Raw genomic sequence first — 18304 nt, forward strand, 5'->3', positions numbered from 1 at the left:
TCCCATCGTTGTGTTCGGTGGGCTTTCCCTGTCTCTAAAGATTTTTACTTCTTGTCATTAGGAAGGCTCGGATGTCTTCCTGTCTTCCGCCGAAACGGAGGAATTGCAAGTTTCAACCTCCTGCGGAACGCAGCAAGGCCTGTCTCACTTCAGGGGCGAAAAGGCGGTCGGCAACAGGATGCGGTTTTCCGCAGTCTCGATCAGCGCCGTCAGCTTGGGAATGAAGGCCTGCCAGCGCGGATCCTCCGACAGCCGCTGGCGGCGAACGGTCCGGTCCTCGAAATCGGCATAGCCCCACATATGCACGACATGGTTGAGCGGGCCGATCTCGCTGACGAAATAGCCGATCAGGGTGCCGAGGATCGGCTGCTGGATCGCCAGCCCCTCGTTCTGCACCAGCGCCAGATAGTCGCGCAGCCTGCCGGAGCGGATGCGGTAGATGCGTTCCTCGACGATCATGGCGTGCCTCCCGTGCCGTCTTCGGCGATCTCCTGGCGGACCTTGCGGGCAATGCGGAAGCACTCGACCCCCGCAGGAATCCCGCAATAGACCGCGATCTGCATCAATGCCGCCTGCAATTCGGCATCGCTGAGGCCGTTGCGGATGGCACCGCGCAGGTGCAGCTCGAACTCGTGCATGCGGCCCAGCGCCGCGATCATGCCGAGGTTCAACAGGCTGCGCTGGCGGCGGTCGAGCGCGTCGTCGGCCCAGCATTGCCCCCAGCAATATTCGTTGACCATCCGTTGGAAGGGGCGGGAGAACTCGTCCGCCGCAGCCATCGCGCGGTCGACATAGGCGTCGCCGAGCACGTCGCGCCGCACCCGCTCGCCGGCCCGTTGCAGGGCATCATCCATGGCTCGGCATCTCCTTCGGTTGGTCGGTGGCGGTCAGGAAACGGCCCATCAGGCCCGCCACCGCGTCCGGGGCCTCGATCAGGATCGAATGGCGCAGGCCGGGCAGGATGCACAGTTCCGAACCGGGAATGCGCTCGTGCATGGTGTGCGCCATCCGCGGGTTGGAGCCGATGTCCTCCTCCCCGGTGGCGATCAGGGTCGGACAGCGGATCTGGTCGAGGAATCCGCCGAAATCCGTCTCCGCCAGGATGCGGTAGGCCGCGGCGTAGCAGTCTGGATCGTTCTCCGCGTTGCGCTGCCGCAGGTTCCGGATCAGCTCCGGGTTGCACTCCTGGAATCCCTCGGTCAGCCAGCGCGACAGCGAGGCGTCATAGTGCGAGCCCGGTTCGCCGGCCTGCAGCGCCGCCAGCCGGTCCAGCACCCGCCGGCGTTCCTCCGGGTTGCGGCCGGCGACGGTGGACAGCAGCACGAGACGCTTCACGCGTTCCGGATGGACCAGGGTCAGGCGTTGGGCGATCAGGCCGCCAAGCGAGAATCCCGCGAGGTTGAAGCGGTCGAAGCCGACATGGCCGGCCAGCGCCAGCGTCTCGCCGACCATGTCGTCGATCTCGTAACGACCCTTGATCCGGCTGGACCGGCCATGGCCGCGCAGGTCGAAGGTCAGGATGGTGAAACGGTCGGCAAGCCGCTCCACCACGCCGCTCCAAGCCTCCAGGTAGGAGCCGACACCGTGGACACAGACCAGCGGTTCAGGCCCCCGGCCGTCGAGCCGGTAGTTCAGCGTCACCGGCCCTACCGTGAAATGACGAGTGTCCGCCATGGTCAGCGTCCCGCCGCGGTCATGCGCAGCGGAGCGGCAGCGACGCGACGCTCCTCCTCGCGCTGGCGGTCGCGTTCGCGGGCGGCGAAGACCGGCAGCACCTCGCGGGTGAACAGGTCGAGCGTCTTGCGCTGCAACTCGACGGGCAGGTTGAAGGACAGGCCGAGCGAGAACTGGTCCACGCCCGCCGCCTCGTAATCCAGAAGCTTCCCGATCACCTCGTCCGGCGTGCCGAACATCAGGTTCTTCAAGACATTCTCCGGCTTGTAGTTCTCGCGGCCGGCGACGCTTTCGTAGGGCACGGCGGTCGGGAAGCCGTTGGTCACCGTCCCGATGTTCTGGAACAGGTTCTCGAAACTGCGGCCGTAGTCGATGCTGTGCCGCACCGCCAGTTCGGCCTCCTCCGGCCGGTCGTAGCAGCAGGTGCGGCGCTGCATCATGAAGCGCGGGCGCGGCACTTCCGGATGGTCGGCCACCGCCTTGCGGAACTTCTCGCCCAGCACGGCGATCTCGGCGGCCGGCGCCGCCAGCGGCGTCGACAGGATGCTGGCGCCGATGCCGACGGCCCAGTCGAAGGTGCCGGGATCGCGCGCGGCCACCCAGATGCGCGGGTGCGGCGCCTGCAGCGGCTTGGGAACGGAGGTCGCCAGCGGGAACTTCCAGTAATGGCCGTCATGGGCATAGTCGCCGGCCCACAGCTTCTGCACCGCCGGCACCAGCTCCTTCATGTAGGCGACGCCCTCCTGCTGGGGCATGCCGCCGGCCATGCGGTCGAACTCGTACTGGTAGGCGCCGCGGGCGATGCCGAACTCCAGCCGGCCGCCGGTCAGGTGGTCGCACAGCGCCGCTTCCCCGGCCAGCCGGATCGGGCTCCAGTAGGGGGCGACGATGGTGGCGGTGCCGAGCCGGATGCGCTCGGTGTGCTGGGCGAGCCAGGTCAGGATGGTGAAGGGATTGGGGGAGATCGTGCACTCGATGGTGTGGTGCTCGGCGGTCCACAGGGTCTCGAAGCCGCCCTGGTCGGCCATCTTCACCAGCTCCAGCATGGTGCCGGTGACGTCGCTCATCGGCGTGTCCGGTGAAAAGCGCTCCATGGAAAGCGCGACGGCGAACTTCATGTCCTTGTCCTTTGGCTCGGGGGAGGAGAAGCCCGGTCGGGGCGGGTCAGCGCAACCGGATGACGAAGGGGTCCTGCATGGCGCCGGAATAATCGATGACGACGTTCTTCGACCGCGAGAACTCGCGCATCACGTCGAAGCCGCCGCGCCGGCCGTAGCCGCTCTGCTTGAAGCCGCCGTTCGACGACATGTAGGCGGCGGCACGGTAGGTGTTGATCCAGACCGTGCCGGCGTCGATCCGGGTGGCGAAGCGCATCGCGCGGTCGATATCGCCGGTCCAGATGCCCGACGCGAGGCCATAGCGCGTGTCGTTCGCCATGGCGATCATCTCGTCTTCCGAGGCGAAGGGCACCACGCCGACGACCGGGCCGAAGATCTCGTCGCGCATGAAGCCCATGTCGTTGCGGGCATCGGCCAGCACGGTGGGCTCGAAGTACCAGCCCCGGTCGAGCCCGGCCGCCTGGGGCCGCCGGCCGCCGGCCGCCAGCCGGGCTCCGTCTCGCTGTCCGGAGGCGACGTACTCCTCGACCTTGGCAAGCTGTGCCGACAGGGCGAGCGGGCCGATGTCGGTGCCCTCCTCCATCGGATGGCCGACGGCGATGCGCCCGGTGCGCGCCACCAGCGCCTCGACGAAGCGGTCGTAGATGGAGGCTTCGACGAAGCAGCGCGACCCGGCGACGCAGGTCTGCCCGGCGGCGGCGAAGACCCCGGCGACCACGCCGTTCACCGCCCGCTCGATGTCGACATCGCCGAACACGACATGGGGCGACTTGCCGCCCAACTCCATCTGGCAGGGCACGAGGTTGCCGGCGGCGTTGGCGGCGATCCGGCTGCCCGTCTGGGTGCTGCCGGTGAAGACGATCTTGGCGATGCCGGGATGGCGGGTCAGCGCCTCCCCCGCGGTGGCGCCGGCACCGCTCACCACATTGACGACGCCGGCCGGGAAGCCAGCCTCGGCGACCAGTTCGGCCAGCGCCAGGGTGGAGGCGGTGGCGTATTCCGACGGCTTGATGACCACCGTGTTGCCGATGGCGAGGCAAGGCGCCAACGTGCCGGTCAGCAGCATCAGCGGCGAGTTCCACGGCGTGATCATGCCGACAACGCCCAGCGGCTCGCGCAGGTTGAAGTTCAGCATGTCCAGCTTGTTGACCGGGATGGTGTCGCCCTGCAGCTTGTCGGCCATCCCGGCGAAGTAGGTGTAGCTGTCGGGCATGGCGCGCATCTGGGCGCGCATCTCCTTGATCAGCTTGCCGTTGTCGCGGGTTTCCATCAGCGCCAGTTCCTCGGCGTTGACGAGGATCAGCTCGGCCAGACGGCGGACCAGCTTGCCGCGGTCGCTCTGCGTCATCCGCCGCCACGCCGGATCGACGAAGGCCGCCCGCGCCGCGGCGACCGCGTCGTCGACGTCCTCGGGGCCGGCGTCGGCCAGCTCGTACCAGGGCTCGGCGGTGGTGGGATCATAGCTTGGGATGTAGCGGCCGCTTTTCGGTTCCACGAACCGTCCGCCGATATGGAGGGCGCGGCGGCTGCCTTCGAGCGACCTGCAGGTGGTGTGCATCGCGGTCTCGCGTTCTGTAAGGGGGCGTGGAAGGATCGCGTGGAGGCCTCAGCCGTTTTCGGCGAAGGCTCCGGGTCTGGGGGATGCGCGGCCGTCGATCATCGCCAGCCGTTCCCCGTCGCCGGTGGGGTCGTAGGGCGCCGGTCCGGCGGCGGCGGCCGGGTCGCGCACTGCCGCATACCGGCCGCGGCAGAAGCCGAGCGGAACCGCCGGGCTGGTGGCGAAGGCCTGCACCCGGCCGATGAGGACCAGATGGTCGCCGGCCATGACCCGGTCATGCACCGTGCAATCGAACCATGTGAGGCAATCGGACAGCACCGGTGCACCCGTGTGTTTGGCCTCGACTGCGGTCGACTGGAATTTGTCGGGCGAGCGGGATGCGAAAAGGGCGGATATGTCGGCCTGCCCCTCGTGCAACAGATTCACAGCGAAGGCAGGAGCGCTGCAAAAAGCCGGAAAGCTGAACGACCGGCTACCGATGCAGACGAGGAGCAAGGGAGGATCGAGTGAAACGGATGTGAAGGAATTCGCCGTGATGCCGCGGGGATTTCCATCTTCGTCAAGAACGGTGACGACTGTGACGCCGGTCAGAAACGTGCCGAAGGCGTTTCTAAGGTCTCTTTGATTGATGGGCGATGGTTCATTCACAGAGAATGACACGTCAACCTCCCTTCCGTTACGAAGACGAGGCTACGCCGGTCGGGCCCGGCCATCTTCCTCCGGCACGGCGGAGGATGCGACGTTTTGTCCCATCGAAACGGCGTAATACCAGCGGCACTGGTCATTGACCTGTGCCGCTGGAGGACCGCGACGGCGCCGTCGTTCGGCCGCGGCGCCTGTCCGGTCGACCTCGCCCGAAGCTTGGCGAAACTTGCATCCTTATGTTCGCCCGAATATAGAGAAGATCACGATGGCGTGTCGATCCGGCTCCTCCATTGCCTTCGGCGAATCCGGGAGGATGGCCAGGCCTCCCCCCGTGCCAATTCGAAGGAGCCCTCAGATACCACACAGGACCATCCCCTCCCCTGGAATCGCCGGCATGCCGTTCGAAAGATTGGTCGGTGGCGGATATGGCGGGCAGGAGCCGGTCAGGGTGTTCGCCGCCGGCAGCCTCAAGGCCCCGTTCGTCGAGGCGGCCACGGATTACGCCTTGTCCAGCGGCGTTCCGGTCGAATGCTCCTTCGGTCCGTCGGGGCTGCTCCGCGAGCGTCTCGAACGCGACGGGCCGGGCGGCCTGTTCGCCTCGGCCAACATGGAGCATCCGGCCATGCTCAACAACGGGGGCAGGTCCGGCCCGGTCCGGGTCTTCGCGCGCAACCGATTGTGCGCCCTCGTGCAGCCCGACCTGGAGGTGACGCCGGACACCCTGCTCGAGCGCATGCTCGATCCGGCGATCCGGGTCGGGACCTCGACGCCGAAGGCCGATCCTTCGGGAGATTACGCCTGGGCGATGTTCCGCAAGGCCGAGCGTCTCCAGCCGGGCAGCCACCGCATCCTCGACGGCAAGGCCTTGCGGCTGGCCGGCGGAACGCCTGCGATCCCGATACCGCCGAAGGACCGCAATCCATATGGATGGCTCATGGAAGGCCGGCACGCCGATCTGTTCCTGACCTATCGCACCAACGCGCAGTTGGCGATCCGCGAGGTGCCGGCGCTGAGGCTCGTGGCACTGCCGGAGCCGTTGGCCGTCGAGGCGGAGTATGGGCTGACCGTGCTCAACGGCCCGGCCTCCGCGCGCGGCGAGGCATTCGCCGATTACATCCTCTCGCCGGCCGGCCAAGCCGCGCTGAAACGCTACGGCTTCTCCAATCCATAAGCCTCGCCGCGGCCCGGCAGCCCTTCGGGGCCTACCTTGGGCACCAGGGTCCATAAGCGGGGCGATGTGAACCGGGGGTGGCAGGAATGCGGGGATCGACCCTGGGGTCCGGCCACCCCCTCTTTCATTTTCGACGTCCACGCACCTTGTCCCCACAGGTGCCGGTTCGCCCGCGAGGGCTTTCGGTACACGACCGCCCTCATTTTTGATGGTATAGTAAGCAATCTTGAAAACGAATAATCAGGCGGAATCCGGCATATCCGGCCATCATTGCCTTTATAGCAACGCAAACTTCCAACTATTATAATTGCGGCATGCCATGCTGCACAATATCGTGTCTGTATCACCTGCTGACCGATTTTTGTGCAAACGGAACCCCTTGGACGGAGCTTCGGACATGGCGCCATTTGCGTACGGTAAATCGATGATGATCGCGGCGGCGCTGGCGGTCGGAGTCCCCGGCATGGCTTTCGCCGGCAAAGCGAACGACACGCTCGTCTATGCCTCCGACAGCGAACCGGAGAACATCAGCCCCTATCACAACAATGTGCGCGAAGGTGTCATCGTCGCCCATCACGTCTGGGAGACGCTGATCCACCGCAATCCCAAGAGCGGTGCCTACGAACCCTATCTCGCCACCTCCTGGACCTGGGTCGATCCGACCACGCTGGAACTGGAACTGCGCAAGGGCGTCACCTTCCATGACGGGTCGCCCTTCACCGCAGACGACGTGGTCTTCACCTTCAATTACGTGCTGACGCCGGAATCGAAGGTGGTGACCAAGCAGAATGTCGACTGGATGGCCGGCACCGAGAAGATCGACGATTACAAGGTCCGCATCAAACTGAAGGGGCCGTTCCCGGCGGCACTGGAATATCTGTCGGGACCGACGCCGATCTATCCGGCGGCCTATTTCAAGAAGGTCGGGCTCGACGGATTCGCCAAGGCGCCAATCGGCACCGGTCCCTACCGGATCGTTTCGGTGGAGAACGGCAAGTCGGTGAAGATGGAGAAGGCCAAGGGCTACTGGAAAGGCAGCCCGATCGGTGATCCGCCCATCGGCAAGCTGGAGTTCCGCGTCATCCCCGACGGCGAGACCCGCATGGCGGAACTGATGACCGGCGGCGTCGACTGGATCTGGCGGGTGCCCAACGACCAGGCCGCGCAGCTTGAAGCGGTGCCGAACGTCAGCGTGCTGGCGGCGGAAACGATGCGCGTCGGCTTCCTGCAGTTCGATTCCGCCGGGCGCACCAGCGCCGACACGCCGATGAAGAATCCGAAGGTCCGGCAGGCGATCTCCTACGCCATCGACCGCAAGGCGATGGTCGACAATCTGGTGCGCGGCGGCGCCCGCGTGATGAACTCCGCCTGCTTCATCGATCAGGTCGGCTGCACCGACGACGGCGTGCCGCGCTACGGCTACGATCCGGCCAAGGCCAAGGCGCTGCTGAAGGAGGCCGGCTATCCCAACGGCTTCGACATCGACCTCTACGCCTACCGCGAGCGCGACTATGCCGAGGCGGTGATCGGCTATCTGCGCGCGGTCGGCATCCGTGCCAACCTGCAATTCATGAAGTATGCGGCACTGCGCGAGCTGAGCCGCGCCGGCAAGGTGCCGATCTATTTCCAGACCTGGGGCTCCTTCTCGGTCGCCGACGCGTCGGCCTTCACCGGCGTGTGGTTCAAGGGCAACGAGGACGACATGAGCCGTGACCCCGAGGTCAAGGCGCTGCTGGACAAGGCCGACACCACCATCGACCTGGAGGCGCGGAAGAAGACCTACGCCGAGGCGCTGTCGCGCATCGCCGAGAAGGCCTATCTGCTGCCGATGTTCTCCTATTCGACCAACTACGCCTTCTCGTCCGACCTCGCTTTCGCGGCCCAGTCGGACGAGCTTCCCCGCTTCTACGCCGCGCACTGGAAATGACGCCGCGGCGGGCCGGCTCCTCCGTTCCGGCCCGGCCCGCCGCATCCCCACACCTCCTTCAAGGAGGCTGCCATGCTCGTTTTCCTGCTTCGCCGATTGGCCGTGGCGCTGTCGGTCGTGTTCACCGTGTCGGTCGTGGCCTTCCTTCTCCTGCATCTGTCCGGCGACCTGGCGCTCGCCATCGCCGGACCGGAGGCTTCGCCGGAACAGGTCGCCCAGGTCCGCGTCCAGTTCGGCCTGGACAAGCCGCTGGTCGTCCAATATGCGCACTGGCTGGCCGATGCCGCGCATTTCGATTTCGGCCGTTCCTTCTATTTCCGCGAGACTGTCGCCGCGCTGGTGATCGAACGCATGCCGGTGACGCTGACGCTGGGCGCCATCGCGCTCGGCGTGGCTCTCGCCATCGCCATCCCGCTGGGCGTGCTGGCGGCGGTGAAGCGCGGCAGCTGGATCGACCGCACCGCGCTGATCTTCTGCGCGCTGGGACAGGCGATCCCGACCTTCTGGCTCGGCCTGTCGCTCATCATCCTGTTCGCCGTCAACCTGCGCTGGCTGCCGGTATCGGGCAGCGCGACCTGGGCGCATTTCGTGCTGCCGTCGGTGGCGCTCGGCTGGTACGCGGTGCCGGCGGTGATGCGGCTGACCCGCAACGGCATGCTGGACGTGCTGGCGTCGGATTACATCCGCACCGCCCGCGCCAAGGGCCTGCGCTGGCCGACCGTTCTGTTCAAGCATGCGCTGCGCAACGCGGTGGTGCCGGTGGTGGCACTGGCGGCGGTGCAGTTCGGCTTCATGCTCGGCGGCTCCATCGTGGTCGAGGCGGTGTTCTCGATGCAAGGGCTTGGCCATCTCGCCTGGGAGGCCATCGGGCGCAAGGATTTCCCGGTGGTCCAGGCCATCGTGATGCTGCTGGCCGCGATCTACATCGCCCTGACCCTCCTCGCCGACCTTCTCAACGCCTGGCTCGACCCGAGGATCCGCGTCGCATGACCAGTCTCTCCGCCTCCGGCGTCTCATCCCTCGACAGCGTTCCGGTGCGCCGCTCGCCACTGGCCCGCTTCACGAGGCGGGGCCTGCGCCACCCCGGATTCATGGCCGGCGTCGTCGTGCTGGCCGTCATCCTGGTCTGCTCGCTGGCCGCGCCGCTGCTGACCCCCCACGACCCCTATGCGCAGGACATCTCCCGGCGCCTGCTGCCGCCGGTCTGGCACGCCAAGGGCAGTTGGGAACACTGGCTCGGCACCGACAAGCTGGGGCGCGACTATTTCGCCCGGCTGCTCTATGGCGGGCGCATCTCGCTGCTGATCGGCGTGGCGACCGTCCTGGTGTCGGGCACCATCGGCACCGCGCTGGGCGTCGCCGCCGGCTTCTTCGGCGGCCGGGTCGATCTGGTGATCGGCTACATCATCAATGTCCGGCTGGCCCTGCCGGTGGTGCTGGTGGCGCTGGCCGCGGCGGCGCTGGTCGGTTCCTCGCTGAACACCGTCATCATCGTGCTGGGCCTCCTGCTGTGGGACCGCTTCGCCGTGGTGGCGCGGTCGGCGACCCAGCAGATCGCAGGGGCCGACTTCGTCGCGGCGGCGCGCTCCATCGGCTGCTCCACCCGGCTGATCGTGATGTCGGAGGTGCTGCCGAACATCCTCAACCCGCTGATCGTCGTCGCCACGCTGGAGATGGCTCATGCCATCCTGCTGGAGGCGGCCCTGTCCTTCCTCGGGCTCGGCGTGCAGCCGCCCCTGCCCTCCTGGGGCCTGATGATCGCGGAGGGCAAGCAGTACATGTTCTTCAGCCCCTGGGTCATCACCATCCCCGGTGTGGCGCTGGTGGCGCTGGTGCTGGCGATCAACCTGCTCGGCGACGGGCTGCGCGACGTCACCGCCCCCGAAAACCGGAGCTGACGCGATGCCCCTGCTCGACGTCGAGAACCTCACCATCGACATCCCTACCGAGGCCGGCCTGCTGCATGCGGTCAACGGCATCTCCTTCACGCTGGAGCGCGGCGAGACGCTGGCCATCGTCGGCGAGAGCGGATCCGGCAAGTCGCTGACCTCGCTGGCGCTGATGGATCTGCTCCCCTCCCGCGCGGTGCGCCGCGCCGACACCATGCGTTTCGATGGCATCGACCTGATGGCGGCCGGCGAGCGCGAGAAGGAGAATCTGCGCGGCGACCGCATGGCGATGATCTTCCAGGAACCGATGACCTCGCTGAACCCGGCCTACACCATCGGCGACCAACTGGCCGAGGCGCTGCGCCGGCACCGCAGGGTCGACCGCCGGACGGCGCGCGAGCGGGCGGTGCATCTGCTGGAGCGCGTCGGCATCACCGCTGCGGCTTCGCGGTTGGGGCAATATCCGCACCAGCTGTCCGGTGGGCTGCGCCAGCGCGTGATGATCGCCATGGCGCTGATGTGCGAGCCCGACCTGATCGTCGCCGACGAGCCGACGACGGCGCTGGACGTGACGATCCAGGCACAGATCCTGAAGCTGCTGCGCGATCTTCAGCAGGAGTTCGGCATGGCGCTGATCCTGGTCACCCACGATCTAGGCGTGGTCGCCCGCGTCGCCACCAAGGTCGCCGTGATGTATGCCGGCCGTTTTGTCGAGGCCGGCCCGGTGGAGGCGGTGTTCGGCGCGCCGAGCCATCCCTACACCCAGGGGCTGCTGCGCTCCATCCCGGTGCCCGGCCGCACCAGGCCCGGCGAACCGCTCGGCACCATTCCGGGGCAGGTTCCCAACCTGGTCGGCACTCTGACGGGCTGCATGTTCCGCAACCGCTGCGACCATGCGGCGGGACGCTGCGCCGAGGAGGTTCCCGACCGGACGATCCTGCCGGGACACCGCATGGCCTGCATCCTCGAACCGACCCTTGCCGGCGGGAGGCCGCAATGACCATCCCGGTGCTCGAACTCAAGGACGTCACCAAGACCTATGCGATCTCGCAGGGGATGTTCCGGCCGAAGGCGACGCTGACCGCGGTCGGCGGCGTGTCGCTGACCGTCGCCCGTGGCGAAGTGCATGCACTGGTCGGCGAAAGCGGGTCTGGGAAATCGACCCTGGCGAAAATGCTGCTGGGCCTGACCAAGCCGACCTCCGGCGAGATCCGGATCGACGGCGTGCCCATCGCCGATACCGACCGGCGCGAGGTGGCCCGGCGCATCCAGCCGGTGTTCCAGGATCCCTATTCGTCGCTGAACCCGCGCAAGTCGGTGGCCGACCTGATCGCCCTGCCGCTGGTCGCCCACAGGATTGGCACCCCGGCGGACCGGCAGAAGCGGGTCGCCGAGATGCTGGACGCCGTGGGATTGCCGCGGCGGGTGATCGATGCCTATCCCGGCCAGATGTCGGGCGGCCAACGCCAGCGCGTCGCCATCGCCCGCGCGCTGGTGATGAAGCCGGACGTGCTGATCTGCGACGAGCCGACCTCGGCGCTCGACGTATCGGTGCAGGCGCAGATCCTGAACCTGCTGATGGAGTTGAGGCGCGAATTCCGCCTGACCTACTTCTTCATCAGCCACAACCTTGCGGTGGTCGAGCATCTGGCCGACCGGGTGGCGGTGATGTATCTCGGCCGCATCGTCGAGGAACGCAGCCGCGAGGCGCTGTTCGAAGGGGCAAGCCATCCCTATTCCAGGGCGCTGCTCGACTGCGTGCTGACCCCCGATCCGTCGCTGGGCATGCCGGACGCCGGCATCACCGGCGCCTTCCCCAACCCCATCGCCCCGCCGCCGGGCTGCAGCTTCCACCCGCGCTGCCCACGCGCCGCCGACCGGTGCCGCGTCACGCCGCCGGGACCGGTCCCGGTCGCCGACGGGTTCGCCGCATGCCATTTCGCCTCCTGATCCCGCCTCTGACTTCACTGCCTCCGATCCCACTTCTCCCGAGCCCGATCATGACCAACCAGCCATCGCGTGCGGGCGCCATTGCCCGCGCGGCAGACCATTACGCCTCCGGCGCCTTCCTGGCCGACCTGTCGCGCCGGGTCGCCATCAAGACGGAAAGCCAGTCCGCCGACCGCGGCGCCGAACTGCGCGCCTACCTGACCGACGAGATGCTGCCGACGCTTCAGGCGCTGGGCTTCGGCTCCACCATCGTCGAGAACCCGGTTTCCGGCCGCGGCCCGTTCCTGGTCGCCGAACGGCGGGAGGATCCGGACCTGCCGACCGTGCTGGTCTACGGCCACGGCGACGTGGTGCTGGGCCATGAGGGGAAATGGCGCGACGGCATGGATCCGTGGACCGTCACGGTGGACGGCGACCGCTGGTACGGCCGCGGCATCGCCGACAACAAGGGCCAGCATTCGGTCAACATCGCGGCGCTGGCCCAGGTGATGGCCGAGCGCGGCGGCCGGCTGGGCTTCAACGCCAAGATCCTGATCGAGATGGGCGAGGAGGCCGGGTCGCCGGGGCTGCGCGCGATGGCGGAGGCCAACCGCGACCTGCTGGCCGCCGATGTGCTGATCGCATCGGACGGGCCGCGGGTGATCGCCGGACGGCCAACCGTGTTCCTCGGCTCGCGCGGGGCGCTGAACTTCGACCTGAGCATCACCCTGCGCGAGGGCGGGCACCATTCGGGGAACTGGGGCGGGCTGCTGGCCAACCCCGGCACCATCCTGGCGAACGCCATCGCCTCGCTGATCGACCAGCATGGCCGGATCAAACTCGACGCGCTGAAGCCGCCGCCGATCCCGCCCGCGGTCAAGACCGCCATCGCCGACCTCACGGTCGGCGGCGGGCCGAACGATCCGGAGATCGACCGCGACTGGGGCGAGCCGGGGCTGACCCCGGAGGAGCGCGTCTTCGGTTGGAACGCGCTGGAGGTGCTGGCCTTCGAGACCGGCAACCCGCGGGCGCCGGTGAACGCGGTGCCGCCATCGGCCAGGGCGACGCTGCAACTGCGCTTCGTCGTCGGCACCGATCCGCAGGCGGCGCTGGCGGCGATCCGCGCCCATTTCGACGCCAACGGCTTTGGACAGGTGCAGCTGTCGACCGGCAGGATGGAGACCTTCGCCGCGACCCGCCTCGACCCGACCGACCCCTGGGTCGGCTGGACGCTGGACTCGCTGGCGCGGACGACCGGCAAGAAGCCGGCGCTGCTGCCGAACCTGGGCGGCTCGATCCCCAACGACGTGTTCTCCGACGCGCTGGAGCTGCCGACGATCTGGGTTCCGCACTCCTACCCAGCCTGCTCGCAGCACGCCCCCAACGAGCACATGCTGGGCAGTGTGGCGGAGGAGGCGCTGCGCATCATGGCCGGGCTGTTCTGGGATCTGGGCGAAACCGGCCCGTCGATCAGGGAGGCACGTGCGCGATGACCGCTTCCATGACCCCGCTTGCCCGGCGCGCCAGCGACTGGCTCGCCACCCGCCGGACGGAGATGGAGGATTTCCTTCAGCAGATCGTGGACATCGACTCCGGCAGCCGCGACGCCGCCGGCATCGATGCGGTCGGCGAGGCGATGGCGGCCCTGCTGGAGGCCGACGGCATCGCGGTGACGCGCCTGCCGAACGCGACCTACGGCGGCGTGCTGAAGGCGGAGATTCCGGGGCGGAGCGGCGGGGCGCCGGTGCTGCTGATGGGGCACCGCGACACCGTCTATCCCAAGGGCACGGTGGCGGGGCGTCCCTTCAGCCGCGACGGCGATACCGGCTTCGGGCCGGGCGTGGCCGACATGAAGGGCGGTCTGGTCGTCGACGTCTTCGTCCTGCGGGCGCTGAAGGCGGCCGGCGGCACCGATTTCCCGCTGATCGGGCTGTTCACGGCGGACGAGGAGATCGGGTCGCCCTCCGGCCGCACGGTGATCGAGGAGGTGGCGACGGGCGCGCGTGCCGCCTTCAATGCCGAGCCGGGGCGCGCGTCGGGCAATGTCGTCATCGCGCGCAAGGGCGGGCTGACACTGGACATCGCCGTGACCGGCCGGGCCGCCCATTCCGGCGTCAACCATGCCGACGGCGCCAGCGCCATCGGCGCGCTCGCCGCCAAGATCACGGCACTGCACGCGCTGACCGACTATGCCGCCGGCATCACCACCAATGTCGGCGTTATCCGCGGCGGGCGCACCTCCAACACCGTGGCCGATCATGCCGAGGCGGCGCTCGACATCCGCTTCCTGTCGGTGGACCAGCTGGACGGGATCCTCGACCGGGTCGCAGCGATCCTGGCGAAGGAGGACGTGCCGGGCACCAGCGCCAGTTACCGGCGCGGCCACCTGTTCATGCCGCTGGAGGAGCGGATGGCTGAGGATCTGTTCGCCCGCTACCGGACGGCGGCGGCGGCGGTCGGGTTCGCCGTGGACGGGGAATTCACCGGCGGCTGCGCCGATTCCGGCTTCACCGGAGCGCTTGGCGTGCCCTCGCTGTGCGGGCTGGGGCCGGTCGGCGGAGCCGCGCATACGGAGCGCGAATGGTGCCGGCTCGACACGCTGGTGCCGCGGGCGCAGGCACTGGCGGTGACGGTGGCCGGTCTGTGAAGGGCGCCCTCCCCCGCCAGCGGACGGGGGAGGAAACCGGACAGGCTCAGCCGTTGCGGTAGGTGTAGCTGTAGCCGTTGATCGCCGGAGCGCCGCCGAGATGGGCGTAGAGCACCTTCGAGCCTTCGGGGAACCAGCCCTTCTTCACGAGATCGATCATGCCCTGCATCGACTTGCCCTCATAGACCGGGTCGGTGATCATCGCCTCGGTGCGGGCCGCAAGCCGGATGGCCTCGTTGGTCTCGGCGCTCGGCACGCCATAGGCGGGATAGGCGTAGTCTTCCAGGATGACGATCTCGTCGTCGCGCACCTTGCGGCCAAGCTCGACCAGTTCGGCGGTGTTGTCGACGATCTGGCGGACCTGGCTGCGGGTCTGTTCCGCGGTGCCGGACGCGTCGATGCCGATCACGCGGTCGGCGCGGTCGTCGGCGGCGAAGCCGACGATCATGCCGGCCTGGGTCGAGCCGGTCACCACGCAGACGACGATATAGTCGAATTTGAAGCCGAGGTCGGATTCCTGCTTGCGCACCTCCTCGGCGAAGTTGACGTAGCCGAGGCCGCCGTACTTGTGGACCGACGCACCGGCCGGGATACCGTAGGGTTTGCCGCCGGCGTCCACGACCGACTGAATCGCCTCTTCCCAGCTCTTGCGGATGCCGATGTCGAAGCCGTCGGGGACGATGCGGCTGTCGGCGCCCATCAGGCGGGTCAGCAGGATGTTGCCGACGCGGTCATAGACGGCGTCCTCGTGCGGAACCCAGCTTTCCTGGACCACGACGCACTTCATGCCGATCTTCGCCGCGGTCGCCGCCACCATGCGGGTGTGGTTCGACTGCACGCCGCCGATGGAGACCAACGTGTCGGCCCCCGATGCAATGGCGTCCGGCACGATGTATTCGAGCTTGCGCAGCTTGTTGCCGCCCATGGCGAGGCCGGAGTTGCAGTCGTCGCGCTTGGCGTAGATCTCGACCTTGCCGCCCAGCGCCGCGGTCAGGCGCGGCAGATACTCGATGGGGGTCGGGCCGAAGGTCAGCGGGTAACGTTCGAAACGGTCGAGGCGCATCGTGTCGGGCTCCAACTGGTAGGATGATGCGACCGTATCATCCCAGATTTGAAAGGTGCTCTCATAGTTGGCCGTCGAATTTCATCTCGAAGACGTCTTGATGCGGATTTGCGGGATGAATAGGCTATTTTTCGACAAGATATGGAAGGTTCTTTCATGGCCTATGAGCTGGATGCGGTGGACCGCAAGATTCTTCAATATCTTCAAAGGGATGGCCGTATGAGCAATGCCGATGTCGCCAAGGCGGTCCATGTCAGCCCGGCGACCTGCCACCGGCGCACCCAACGCCTGTTCGAGGAGGGCTACATCCGGTCGGTGCGGGCGGAGATCGCGCCGGCCAAGGTGGACCGCGGAACACTGGTGATCGTCGGGGTCGTGCTGGACCGCTCGACGTCGGAGAGCTTCGGCGAGTTTGAAAAGGCGATCCGCAAGCTGCCCTTCGTGCTGGACTGCCATCTGGTCGCCGGCGACTTCGACTTCTTTTTGAAAATTCGCGTCAGCGACATCGCCGACTTCAACGGCCTGCACGGCGAACAGTTGATCGCGCTGCCCGGCGTGCGGCAGACGCGCACCTTCTTCGTGATGAAGGAAGTGATCGACAACGCCCTGCTGGATTTCTGAGGGCGGCCGCACAGAATTGAAAACCGGCCCCATCGCCGGCCCAGTGGATGGAGCCGGGCGGATGGAACCGGTTGAACAGCGGTCAGACCGGCAGCGGAGAAGCCTGGCGGGCGAGCAGCTTCCAGGCGCCGTCCACCGACTTCCACACCTGAAGCACGCGGATATGCGCGGTGCTGGTCTTGCCGTCCGGCAGGTTGTTGACGCAATCGAAGGTGTGGCGCGCGATGGCGACGTCGCCGACCAGTTGGAGCGAATGGTCGCTCAGGTCGATTGCCTTGAAGGCGTTCTTGCCGTCTAGGCCACTGACGAAGGCCGCCTTGTCTTCCAGGCGGCTGTTGGAGTGACCGTAGGTCAACTCGTCCATCGTCATCGCGTCCAGCGCCGCGCCGTCGCCGGCCAGCATGGCGTCGCGCAGGGCGGCGACGGCCGAAGCGATGGTGCCGGATTCGGCGGAATTGTTCGTGAGCATGGCGACCCTCCCGGTCAATTGCAGTCCATGCCCGCCAGGAAGGTGGCGGGCTCACAGATTGATATACTAGTATTCATCTGTGGGCCAGATCTGCATCGGGGTGTGCGCCGGTTGGCCGCAGGAGTCGGACTGTTGAAACCCGGACCGTCACGCCGTGCCATGTCGCAACGGAGTCCGCCTGCCCGGCGGGCTCCGTTCCCCGTCCTCAGTGAGCGTCGGCAACCATGACCGGAAGGGAGCGCACCATCTCGACGGCGACGGCGGCACGGACTTCGTCGGCGGCCAGGATGGCGTTCGCGTTGGAGGTGGCGGCGATCGCGGCGAACAAGGCAACGGCGACGATGACGCGGACGACGGCGAACTTGGCGGCGAAAACGCGGGATTCGATTTCTTGCGCGGTCATGACTGTCTTCCTTTGGAGTGGTTGGGAGTTCCGAGGACCATCGCCTCGCTCCGTTGGGAAGAGTTTGTCACAATCACGGCCCGGAAAAAGCACAGACATCACATTGCAGACTGCGTTCTTTCGCATTGCAGCATAGCGCTGCGAAAGACAAGTCAGCATCGGTATCTTTTAGACTTCGGAGATTTCGCAGCGCTACAGGGGGATTTTTGGGGACTTCGCAGCGCTATTACTGGCTGCTGCTTCAACAGTATAAAACATATGGGTGCGCCCCCGTCAAACGGCAATGGCGGAGGCAGCACCCGTCAACGCCCCGGCGACAGCCGTTCAGCGCTGGCCTTCAGCGTGTCGATCATCATCTCCTGCGCCTCTTCGGTGGTGTCTGCCGGCACGACGAAGCAGATCGTGGCGATGCAGCGCCCGGCCGGATCGCGGACCGGGGCGGCAAGGCAGGTGGTGAAGCGGTCGACCAGGGCGGTGGTGCGGACATAGCCCTGGCTGCGCGCCCGGCCGATGTCCTGCATGAACTCGTCCTCGGCGATACGGCGGCCGTCGGGCAGGATGAAATCCTCGGGCGGAATGAAGCGCAGGATCTCGTCCCGGTTCAGATGGTCGACCAGCAACCGGCCCGATGCCGTCCAGGGGATCGGCACCTTGATCCCGATCTCCGAGCTGATGCGGAACATGCGCCGGCCCGGCTCGTTCAGCACGACCAGATATTTGTCGCCGTCCAGCGTGCAGAACTGCGCCGTCTCCCCCACCGCCTCGGCGATGTGGGCGACCTCGATCCGCGCCTTGCGGATAAGGTCGACGCTGTCGAGGTAGTCGCTGCCATAATAATGCATGGCCGGCCCGAAATAGACCGTGCCGTCGCCGTCACGCAGTTCCAGCCAGCGCGCCTCAACCAGCGTGTTGACCAGTTCGTACATGGTGGAGCGCGGGGTTCCGGTGTCGCGCGCGATGTCCGCGATCCGCGTCGGCGCGCGGCGGCTGTGCAGATGCTCCATCAAAGCGATGACGCGGTCGATGCCGCGGGCGCGGCCCGTCGGCTTCTCCTCAACCTGCTTTTCCGCCACCTGCTTTTCCGCCACTCCGCCGCCCTTCATCTGATCCGCGCCCCTCTTTTGCTCTGCAACACCGATTAGCACGCGGTTTTTCGGCTTGCCAGCGCTCATTGTCCGATATACCGTTCG

General features: G+C 67.1%; 19 protein-coding genes. 9 read left to right on the forward strand and 10 right to left on the reverse strand.

All coding sequences use genetic code 11. The features are described from left to right. Window positions 1–144: 144 nt before the first annotated feature. From ABMY26_RS02790 to ABMY26_RS02815, 6 genes are read right to left on the reverse strand one after another with little or no spacing between them, the layout of a single operon-like run. Window positions 145–459 carry an NIPSNAP family protein gene (locus ABMY26_RS02790; RefSeq protein WP_372394946.1) on the reverse strand — a complete coding sequence of 105 codons (315 nt, stop codon included), beginning with the start codon at window positions 457–459 and terminating at the stop codon, window positions 145–147. Next, the gene (locus ABMY26_RS02795; protein ID WP_372394947.1) at window positions 456–854 is read right to left on the reverse strand and encodes a carboxymuconolactone decarboxylase family protein; all 399 of its coding nucleotides are present in this window, start codon (window positions 852–854) and stop codon (window positions 456–458) included. Before ABMY26_RS02795 ends, ABMY26_RS02790 begins: the two co-directional genes overlap by 4 nt. After that, on the reverse strand, window positions 847–1674 hold the full coding sequence (locus ABMY26_RS02800) for an alpha/beta fold hydrolase (protein ID WP_372394948.1): 828 nt from the start codon (window positions 1672–1674) through the stop codon (window positions 847–849). Before ABMY26_RS02800 ends, ABMY26_RS02795 begins: the two co-directional genes overlap by 8 nt. Window positions 1675–1676: 2 nt before the next feature. Then, window positions 1677–2792 (reverse strand): LLM class flavin-dependent oxidoreductase, encoded by a 1116-nt coding sequence (locus tag ABMY26_RS02805; protein ID WP_372394949.1) that lies wholly within the window; start codon window positions 2790–2792, stop codon window positions 1677–1679. Between the two features lie 46 nt (window positions 2793–2838). Continuing rightward, window positions 2839–4350, reverse strand: a complete 1512-nt coding sequence (locus ABMY26_RS02810; protein WP_372394950.1) for an aldehyde dehydrogenase — start codon at window positions 4348–4350, stop codon at window positions 2839–2841. Between the two features lie 48 nt (window positions 4351–4398). Further along, window positions 4399–5010 (reverse strand): flavin reductase family protein, encoded by a 612-nt coding sequence (locus ABMY26_RS02815; protein ID WP_372394951.1) that lies wholly within the window; start codon window positions 5008–5010, stop codon window positions 4399–4401. 379 nt (window positions 5011–5389) lie between these two features. On the opposite strand from ABMY26_RS02815, the gene ABMY26_RS02820 reads away from it, so the two are divergent. The 8 genes from ABMY26_RS02820 (at window position 5390) to ABMY26_RS02855 (ending at window position 14558) form a co-directional block, all read left to right on the forward strand. Further along, on the forward strand, window positions 5390–6166 hold the full coding sequence (locus ABMY26_RS02820) for a molybdate ABC transporter substrate-binding protein (protein WP_372394952.1): 777 nt from the start codon (window positions 5390–5392) through the stop codon (window positions 6164–6166). A 397-nt stretch (window positions 6167–6563) separates the two neighbouring features. After that, window positions 6564–8093: an ABC transporter substrate-binding protein gene (locus ABMY26_RS02825; RefSeq protein WP_372394953.1), complete on the forward strand. Its 1530-nt coding sequence runs from the start codon at window positions 6564–6566 to the stop codon at window positions 8091–8093. Window positions 8094–8165: 72 nt separating this feature from the next. Beyond that, the gene (locus tag ABMY26_RS02830) at window positions 8166–9083 is read left to right on the forward strand and encodes an ABC transporter permease (RefSeq protein ID WP_372394954.1); all 918 of its coding nucleotides are present in this window, start codon (window positions 8166–8168) and stop codon (window positions 9081–9083) included. Beyond that, window positions 9080–9991, forward strand: coding sequence for an ABC transporter permease (locus ABMY26_RS02835; RefSeq protein ID WP_372394955.1), 912 nt, complete (start codon window positions 9080–9082; stop codon window positions 9989–9991). The genes ABMY26_RS02830 and ABMY26_RS02835 overlap by 4 nt, the downstream gene beginning before the upstream one ends. A gap of 4 nt (window positions 9992–9995) precedes the next feature. Then, complete coding sequence (locus ABMY26_RS02840) at window positions 9996–10982, forward strand: ABC transporter ATP-binding protein (protein WP_372394956.1); 987 nt, start codon at window positions 9996–9998, stop codon at window positions 10980–10982. Continuing rightward, entirely contained in the window at window positions 10979–11932 is a 954-nt protein-coding gene (locus tag ABMY26_RS02845) for an ABC transporter ATP-binding protein (RefSeq protein WP_372394957.1), read from the forward strand. The genes ABMY26_RS02840 and ABMY26_RS02845 overlap by 4 nt, the downstream gene beginning before the upstream one ends. A gap of 50 nt (window positions 11933–11982) precedes the next feature. Next, on the forward strand, window positions 11983–13404 hold the full coding sequence (locus ABMY26_RS02850) for a M20 family metallopeptidase (protein WP_372394958.1): 1422 nt from the start codon (window positions 11983–11985) through the stop codon (window positions 13402–13404). Continuing rightward, window positions 13401–14558 (forward strand): M20 family metallopeptidase, encoded by a 1158-nt coding sequence (locus tag ABMY26_RS02855; protein WP_372394959.1) that lies wholly within the window; start codon window positions 13401–13403, stop codon window positions 14556–14558. The genes ABMY26_RS02850 and ABMY26_RS02855 overlap by 4 nt, the downstream gene beginning before the upstream one ends. A 46-nt stretch (window positions 14559–14604) precedes the next feature. Here the strand turns inward: ABMY26_RS02855 and ABMY26_RS02860 are convergent, their stop codons facing one another. After that, window positions 14605–15621, reverse strand: a complete 1017-nt coding sequence (locus ABMY26_RS02860) for a 1-aminocyclopropane-1-carboxylate deaminase (RefSeq protein WP_372394960.1) — start codon at window positions 15619–15621, stop codon at window positions 14605–14607. Between the two features lie 156 nt (window positions 15622–15777). On the opposite strand from ABMY26_RS02860, the gene ABMY26_RS02865 reads away from it, so the two are divergent. After that, entirely contained in the window at window positions 15778–16242 is a 465-nt protein-coding gene (locus ABMY26_RS02865) for an Lrp/AsnC family transcriptional regulator (protein ID WP_372394961.1), read from the forward strand. An 82-nt stretch (window positions 16243–16324) separates the two neighbouring features. Here the strand turns inward: ABMY26_RS02865 and ABMY26_RS02870 are convergent, their stop codons facing one another. The 3 genes from ABMY26_RS02870 to ABMY26_RS02880 all read right to left on the reverse strand — a co-directional run bounded on the left by ABMY26_RS02870 (window position 16325) and on the right by ABMY26_RS02880 (window position 18217). Then, on the reverse strand, window positions 16325–16711 hold the full coding sequence (locus ABMY26_RS02870; protein WP_372394962.1) for a nuclear transport factor 2 family protein: 387 nt from the start codon (window positions 16709–16711) through the stop codon (window positions 16325–16327). A gap of 205 nt (window positions 16712–16916) precedes the next feature. Next, the gene (locus tag ABMY26_RS02875; protein ID WP_372394963.1) at window positions 16917–17114 is read right to left on the reverse strand and encodes a hypothetical protein; all 198 of its coding nucleotides are present in this window, start codon (window positions 17112–17114) and stop codon (window positions 16917–16919) included. A 302-nt stretch (window positions 17115–17416) separates the two neighbouring features. Continuing rightward, window positions 17417–18217, reverse strand: a complete 801-nt coding sequence (locus tag ABMY26_RS02880) for an IclR family transcriptional regulator (protein WP_372394964.1) — start codon at window positions 18215–18217, stop codon at window positions 17417–17419. Between the last annotated feature and the right edge of the window lie 87 nt (window positions 18218–18304).

Source organism: Azospirillum sp. HJ39 (assembly GCF_041507355.1).
Classification (GTDB): Bacteria; Pseudomonadota; Alphaproteobacteria; order Azospirillales; family Azospirillaceae; genus Azospirillum; species Azospirillum thiophilum.